The sequence below is a fragment of the Brevundimonas sp. genome (assembly GCF_032017145.1).
Taxonomy (GTDB): Bacteria; Pseudomonadota; Alphaproteobacteria; order Caulobacterales; family Caulobacteraceae; genus Brevundimonas.
In genome coordinates this window covers 1-5,276 of the sequence record NZ_DALZQC010000155.1, presented here as the reverse complement: position 1 = coordinate 5,276, position 5,276 = coordinate 1, and the positions used below count along the sequence as shown (strand labels likewise).

Sequence of the window (5,276 nt, the reverse complement as noted above, 5' to 3'; positions counted from 1 at the left end):
CCGTCCGTCCTTTCAAGGGCCGGACTCTAGCTCCGCGTGGAGGAAATTCTCAGGGCACGTCACTTCCGTTGGGCTTGTCCGCTTCCTAGCTAGACGGCAGCCGTTGCTGAGGAGAACGAGAATGGTCACCGCCCGTGAGAAGCGTCTGGAGCCGTTGAGGACGCCCACCAGCCTGTCGGAAGAGGCGACGCGCGATATTTCCGCCGCGTTGACCGCGTTGCTGGCCGATACGTTCGCGCTCTACATCAAGACCAAGAACTTCCACTGGCACGTGTCGGGGCCGCATTTCCGCGACTATCACCTGATGCTGGACGAACAGTCGGCGGAAATCCTGGCCATGACGGATCCGATGGCCGAGCGGGCGCGCAAGATCGGCGGAACGACGCTGCGGTCCATCGGCCAGATCGCCAGGGAATCGCGCGTCGCCGACAACGATGCGGACTATGTCGATCCGCTGGACATGCTGGCTGAGCTTCGCGACGATAACGGCGAACTGATCGGCCGGATGCGCGAGGCGCACGACCTGTGCGACGAGCATAACGACATCGCCACCGCCAGCCTGCTGGAGAACTGGATCGACGAAAGCGAGAAGCGCGTCTGGTTCCTGTTCGAATCGGGGCGTCGCGGCAACGGCTGACGGCGGAACCGTTCCGCTTGCGCTGTCTTATGGAACGTCGATAGTCGTGTCCGGGGACAACGCAGGAGGGACGGGTTGAAACACGGCATCTGGATCGGCGGATTGGCGCTGGCGGGCTTGGCGGCGGCGTCTACGGCCAGCGCGGGCATGTCGAACGCCTTTGGCAACACCATCGTCTCCCACTATCCCAACGGGCAGTGGGTGAAGCATTTCTTCGAGCCTGACGGCCGTTACACGTCGCAGTTTTCGGACGGGCGGCGGCTGAACGCGCGATGGACGGCCGAGAACGGCCGAATCTGTCTCAGCGAGTTCGCCCCGCGCCAGATACTGCCCCGCTTCTGCAGCCGGATAGTGGAGGCGGACGTAGGCGACAGCTGGCAGGCGCGCGATCCGCTGGGGCGCAATATCCGCAATGAACTGGTGGCGGGGCGTCGTTGACCCTTGCCCTGACGGTCGCCAGCCTCTAGAGGCGACGACCTACCTGAATGCGGATGTGGCGGAACTGGTAGACGCACTGGATTTAGGTTCCAGCGCCGAGAGGCGTGGAGGTTCGAGTCCTCTCATCCGCACCAAGGTTTTACGGGTGTTTGAGGCGGGTCGGTCGATTGGCTGACCCGCATCAATCCGCGAACATCCGAGGAACGCCGCATCTATCGCGGCACAGTGGCGGCACAGTCTGTTCCACATCCGTTCTCATTGAGCTATGACCCAGCCCGTCGGTGGCGCGACGGAGGACGTCATGGGCCAGCCCCTATCAACTGAAGAACTGCTGCGCCTCGGCCGCTTCCAGGCGCCATGACCGCTGAAACCGTCGGCTCCATGATCGAGCGGGGCGCGAAGATCAGGTGGGAGTGCGAAGTCGTCCGGATCGAACATGGCGGGCCCGTGGACCTTGCTGCTGTGGCGCGCGCCAAGGGCGAAGACTTCACCCTGGCAAACAGGCGGCCCGCCTGCCGCGTCGAGGGCTGTCCCGGTCGGGTTCGGTTCATGGACAAGACGAGCACCTGGCCACGGCAAGTCGACACGATCACCGACATGGACAGGATATGGTGGGACTACACCGCAGCTGAGAATGAGCGGCTGAAGGCTCTGGGTTGGTGGCTTGAGATGGGGAAGTGGAAACCGCCGCCGGCGCCGGTCTATGGACAAGACCTCAACGGCAAAACGCCCCCGGCATGAACCGAGGGCGCTTGGGGCGGGTGGTCTCACCCAGGGAACGTAATAGACCGCCCACCGAGCGGGGTGGCGCATATTGCCGGGCCACCACCCTCATAAGCCGGCTCTGCTGCGGTTAACTCCATCAGTGACCATCGGTTCCTGTGAGCGGAATAAGACGAAAGCCGCCCCGGTCTCCCGGAGCGGCCTCGATAGCGGAGCCGAGGCTCAACGCTGGGGTCGATATTATCGAGGGCGCCTAGCCCGGTCGCGGCGGCGGCGGACAGTCCAGCCCCCGCATCCCCATCTTGTCGAAGAACCGGCAAAGCCGCCCGACCTGGGCCGCCAGTCGATCACCCCGCGCTTCGATGGCGATGTCGTAGGCGTCGAGCGCAGCCTCTGAATAGATCGCCTCGGGCGCCAGGACCGGCTTCGGCTCAACCGCCAGATCGGCAGGGCTCGGGTAAAAGGCGCTCTGCGGCGCCTTGGTGGCGCAACCGCTCGCAAGCGAGACGGACGCGGCGAGCGCTAGGGACAGCATCAGGGAGCGAGTTGACCGCATCGGAGAGTTCCTTTTCGCGGGCGTTGATGATGGTGGTGTCGGTTGCGCGCTCGCCAGCGGCAGTTTCCCGCGCGCTGGAGGCCTTCGCTTCGGTCTTGGCTTTCATGGCGGTCTGATGGTCCCGCTCGCCCTGTGCGGCCCTGTGAGCGCAATAGGCCCCGAACAGCAGGAAGCCGGCGAGAAGGACGACGGCGATCCAGCCCTTGGGGCTGAGCATGCCGGGGATGCGGCGGATTAAGGCGAGGACGATCATCGCGCCCAGTCCCCGGTCTTGCCGTGCAGCCAGGTCAGGAACTGGCCCACGGTCTTGCCCTTCAGGATCGACGGGTTGGCGTTGGTCGCGCCCACGCCGGCGATCAGATCCGCCCGCGAGTTCACGTCCGCGCCGATCACCTGGGCGGCGACGACCGGGCCGAAGAAGTGGGCGGCGTAGAGCGACGCCTTGTTGATCGGTATGCCCTTGCCGCGCAGATAGGCGGCGTTCTTGGCGGTGAACGTCTTGGCCCGCGCCAACTGTTCCTCGACGGACGGCTTCAGGCCGCCGAAGGCCGGACGCAGGGTGGGCCCCCACTTCCCGCCCTCGCCCAGCCAGGTCGAGCGGATGAACTGATATAGGCCCGAAGCACTGGACGACGCGGCCTGGACATAGGGCCTGTCCGCGCTTTCGATCTTCGACAGCATGGGCCAGTAGTCATCGGGGATGTCGGACGCATCCGCGTCGGCGACCTTCGGCGGGGCCAGTTCGTCCAGTTTGGCGACGGTGTCGAGCCCGGCCCAGCCATCGACCGTCAGGCCGAACCGTTCCTGGAATAGGCGAACGAAAGCGTCATCGCTGATTACAGCCATGAGGTCAGTCTCCAGATTGTGGGAATTGGCTTTCGAAGCTAAGCCGCAGAGGTCGCGGCTCATGCCCGAACTGCGTCAGGCGGCCCGGTTGGGCGAGGACATCATCGGCCGGGCCGCATTACTGCGATGGGGGAGTTGCAATGGATGACGGGACGCTGGAGCGGCGCGCCATGGGGGCGGAGCAGCTGGTCGCCGCCAAGATCACGGAGTTCGGGGCGCACCTGACGGCAGGTGATCGGGCCGCAGCAGAGCGAGCGCGAACGGAAGCCCTCGCCGCTCTGGAAGTCCACCTCGACCTGACCGACCAGTTGATCAGCCAGACTTTCGCCTAAGGGCAGGATGCGAACGGCGGGCGCGACTGGGTCCGCAGTCGTGAAGACTTTCTTCAGAAGTTGCGCGCAACCTCCGATCAGCGGCGCTCTAAACGCCGTGCCCCTCGACTTGACCCGTTCCGAACCGCGCAGGCTCCGGGGCGGGTCGATCTTTGTCAGGGCTTCGCGTCAGGCGGCTGGGATGCCGCCGCCGCATCGATCGCTCGGTTGGCCATGTCCTGCTGGCCAGCGTTCACGACCTTGGCGAAGTAGAATCCTAGAATTAACAGCATGCCGTCCTTGAACAGGCCGACGATGGTCTCGACGCTGTCGCGGTAGCTGGCGTCAATATGTTTCCCGACCAGGGCGATCATCGGCGTATAGGCGAGGCACCCGACGAGGAAGCCGAGCGCCAGGATGGTGGTCGTCTGCGGCATGGGCGGGATGCGGATGACGATGGGGAGCTTCATGGTCGTTTTCCTCTCCGACGTGGAGGCGTGATCGTTGCGGTCTGATTGCCTGGATCGATCACCGTGAAAGCGCCGGCCTCTGTCGCTGCTGACAGGTCGTAGCCATTGCGCCGCAAAATGGACTCCAGGCTGTTCGAACGCTGGGCCTCGTTGGCCAACTCTCCCCGAAGCACCACGATCTCAGCCTTGAGGCTCGCCACCTCTTCCCGCAGGCCTGACATCTGATGTTCAGCGGCCTTGTTCAGCGCCTCTTGCAACTGCGCTGTAGCGGCGAGGATCGAAGCCTCGCCGGGCTTCCGGCCGTTCAGCCAGGAGAACATTCCGGTGAGACCGGCGCCGCCCCCAGCAGCAATCACCAGCTCAACAATGTCGCGAGCACGTTCAGGCATCCGCCCCTCCGATAGTCAGGCCGTGGTAGAACAGCCGTCGGGCGGCTTCGATAAGATCAAGGCTGCGCGGCAGCAGTCGCATTCATGGCCGCGAGGCTGCGGATGCGATCGTCCAGCGTTTGCAGCACCTGCGCCGTGCTGAAAGCGAGGTTCGGCAGGTTGGGATCAATCTCCGCCAGACTGGTGTAGTTGGCGCGCAGGACGCTGATCAGGGCGGCGACTCCGCCGCCTTCCGCCGTCGATCCCAGACCGGCGTCGGTGAACGGGGTCAGCGTGGCGAGCACCGAGGCCTTGCGTTCGGCGGCGGCGGCGGCATCCGCTTCAGCCACCATCTGACGGGCGGCGGCGATCTCTTCAGGGGTGGGGGTTTTCGCCATCATCAGGCTCCTTCGATGTCGGCGTCGAGACGCGCGAGGTTGTCAAGGGTGTTGTTGACGTCCAGCGGGACCGGATCGCCTTTCGGCGGCTGCCAGTAGAGGCGTAGGCGCTGATCGTTCAGGGTCTCATAGCCGGGCACAGATCCGGGCTGGAGACGGGTGATGTCGTCGCCGACGCTCAGTTCCAGCCAATCGCGAGGCTTGGCGGCTCTGCGCAGCGCGCCCCGCTTCATCGTGCGCGCCTTCTCGATCTCGCCGGCGGCGTCGATCGCGGTGTGCGCCAGGAAGTCGGAGGCCTGCCCCCGGAACGACGACATCACGATGGACTTCAGCTGCGGTCGGTTGGCGTCCGGCTCGTCCAGGGCGGTCGAGAGGATGGCGATCACGCTATCAGCCGGAATGCTGGTGATCGTGCCGTCATGTTTCGTCAGGATGGCGTTGGGCATGGCTTATTCTCATGTTCAGTTTGGATAATATGTGGCCTTCAGCGTCCCGCTGACCGTGCCTTGGCCATCGGTGCTGGGGCCGT

10 protein-coding genes and 1 tRNA gene are annotated in these 5,276 nt (G+C 64.7%); 5 read left to right on the top strand and 6 right to left on the bottom strand.

Going from position 1 to position 5,276, the window contains the following annotated elements; translation table 11 throughout:
- Positions 1 to 121: 121 nt before the first annotated feature.
- From RTU05_RS16845 to RTU05_RS16830, 4 genes are all read left to right on the top strand, one after another.
- A complete protein-coding gene (locus RTU05_RS16845) occupies positions 122 to 637 on the top strand; it encodes a DNA starvation/stationary phase protection protein (RefSeq protein ID WP_312599470.1) in 516 nt (171 codons plus the stop codon).
- 75 nt (positions 638 to 712) lie between these two features.
- Positions 713 to 1,075, top strand: a complete 363-nt coding sequence (locus RTU05_RS16840) for a hypothetical protein (protein WP_312599469.1) — start codon at positions 713 to 715, stop codon at positions 1,073 to 1,075.
- 49 nt (positions 1,076 to 1,124) lie between these two features.
- Positions 1,125 to 1,209 (top strand) — tRNA-Leu (locus RTU05_RS16835).
- Between the two features lie 223 nt (positions 1,210 to 1,432).
- Positions 1,433 to 1,816, top strand: a complete 384-nt coding sequence (locus RTU05_RS16830) for a hypothetical protein (RefSeq protein WP_312599468.1) — start codon at positions 1,433 to 1,435, stop codon at positions 1,814 to 1,816.
- A gap of 413 nt (positions 1,817 to 2,229) precedes the next feature.
- On the opposite strand, the gene RTU05_RS16825 is transcribed toward RTU05_RS16830, so the two are convergent.
- A complete protein-coding gene (locus RTU05_RS16825) occupies positions 2,230 to 2,607 on the bottom strand; it encodes a hypothetical protein (protein WP_312599467.1) in 378 nt (125 codons plus the stop codon).
- Positions 2,604 to 3,200: a peptidoglycan-binding domain-containing protein gene (locus RTU05_RS16820; RefSeq protein ID WP_312599466.1), complete on the bottom strand. Its 597-nt coding sequence runs from the start codon at positions 3,198 to 3,200 to the stop codon at positions 2,604 to 2,606. The genes RTU05_RS16825 and RTU05_RS16820 overlap by 4 nt, the downstream gene beginning before the upstream one ends.
- 140 nt (positions 3,201 to 3,340) lie before the next feature.
- Here RTU05_RS16820 and RTU05_RS16815 point away from each other — a divergent pair, with 140 nt between their 5' ends.
- Complete coding sequence (locus RTU05_RS16815) at positions 3,341 to 3,532, top strand: hypothetical protein (protein WP_312599465.1); 192 nt, start codon at positions 3,341 to 3,343, stop codon at positions 3,530 to 3,532.
- A 155-nt stretch (positions 3,533 to 3,687) separates the two neighbouring features.
- On the opposite strand, the gene RTU05_RS16810 is transcribed toward RTU05_RS16815, so the two are convergent.
- The 4 genes from RTU05_RS16810 to RTU05_RS16795 are packed head-to-tail and all read right to left on the bottom strand — an operon-like array spanning position 3,688 to position 5,193.
- The gene (locus RTU05_RS16810; protein ID WP_312599464.1) at positions 3,688 to 3,981 is read right to left on the bottom strand and encodes a hypothetical protein; all 294 of its coding nucleotides are present in this window, start codon (positions 3,979 to 3,981) and stop codon (positions 3,688 to 3,690) included.
- On the bottom strand, positions 3,978 to 4,370 hold the full coding sequence (locus RTU05_RS16805) for a hypothetical protein (protein WP_312599463.1): 393 nt from the start codon (positions 4,368 to 4,370) through the stop codon (positions 3,978 to 3,980). Before RTU05_RS16805 ends, RTU05_RS16810 begins: the two co-directional genes overlap by 4 nt.
- A 56-nt stretch (positions 4,371 to 4,426) precedes the next feature.
- Entirely contained in the window at positions 4,427 to 4,747 is a 321-nt protein-coding gene (locus tag RTU05_RS16800) for a hypothetical protein (RefSeq protein ID WP_312599462.1), read from the bottom strand.
- A 2-nt stretch (positions 4,748 to 4,749) separates the two neighbouring features.
- Positions 4,750 to 5,193 carry a hypothetical protein gene (locus RTU05_RS16795; protein WP_312599461.1) on the bottom strand — a complete coding sequence of 148 codons (444 nt, stop codon included), beginning with the start codon at positions 5,191 to 5,193 and terminating at the stop codon, positions 4,750 to 4,752.
- Between the last annotated feature and the right edge of the window lie 83 nt (positions 5,194 to 5,276).

Bases quoted from the DNA above. Each gene is read 5' to 3' on its own strand.
- RTU05_RS16810 (WP_312599464.1), bottom strand. From the start codon at position 3,981: ATGAAGCTCCCCATCGTCATCCGCATCCCGCCCATGCCGCAGACGACC.
- RTU05_RS16800 (WP_312599462.1), bottom strand. From the start codon at position 4,747: ATGGCGAAAACCCCCACCCCTGAAGAGATCGCCGCCGCCCGTCAGATG.
- RTU05_RS16815 (WP_312599465.1), top strand. From the start codon at position 3,341: ATGGATGACGGGACGCTGGAGCGGCGCGCCATGGGGGCGGAGCAGCTG.
- RTU05_RS16795 (WP_312599461.1), bottom strand. From the start codon at position 5,193: ATGCCCAACGCCATCCTGACGAAACATGACGGCACGATCACCAGCATT.
- RTU05_RS16820 (WP_312599466.1), bottom strand. From the start codon at position 3,200: ATGGCTGTAATCAGCGATGACGCTTTCGTTCGCCTATTCCAGGAACGG.
- RTU05_RS16805 (WP_312599463.1), bottom strand. From the start codon at position 4,370: ATGCCTGAACGTGCTCGCGACATTGTTGAGCTGGTGATTGCTGCTGGG.
- RTU05_RS16825 (WP_312599467.1), bottom strand. From the start codon at position 2,607: ATGATCGTCCTCGCCTTAATCCGCCGCATCCCCGGCATGCTCAGCCCC.
- RTU05_RS16830 (WP_312599468.1), top strand. From the start codon at position 1,433: ATGACCGCTGAAACCGTCGGCTCCATGATCGAGCGGGGCGCGAAGATC.
- RTU05_RS16845 (WP_312599470.1), top strand. From the start codon at position 122: ATGGTCACCGCCCGTGAGAAGCGTCTGGAGCCGTTGAGGACGCCCACC.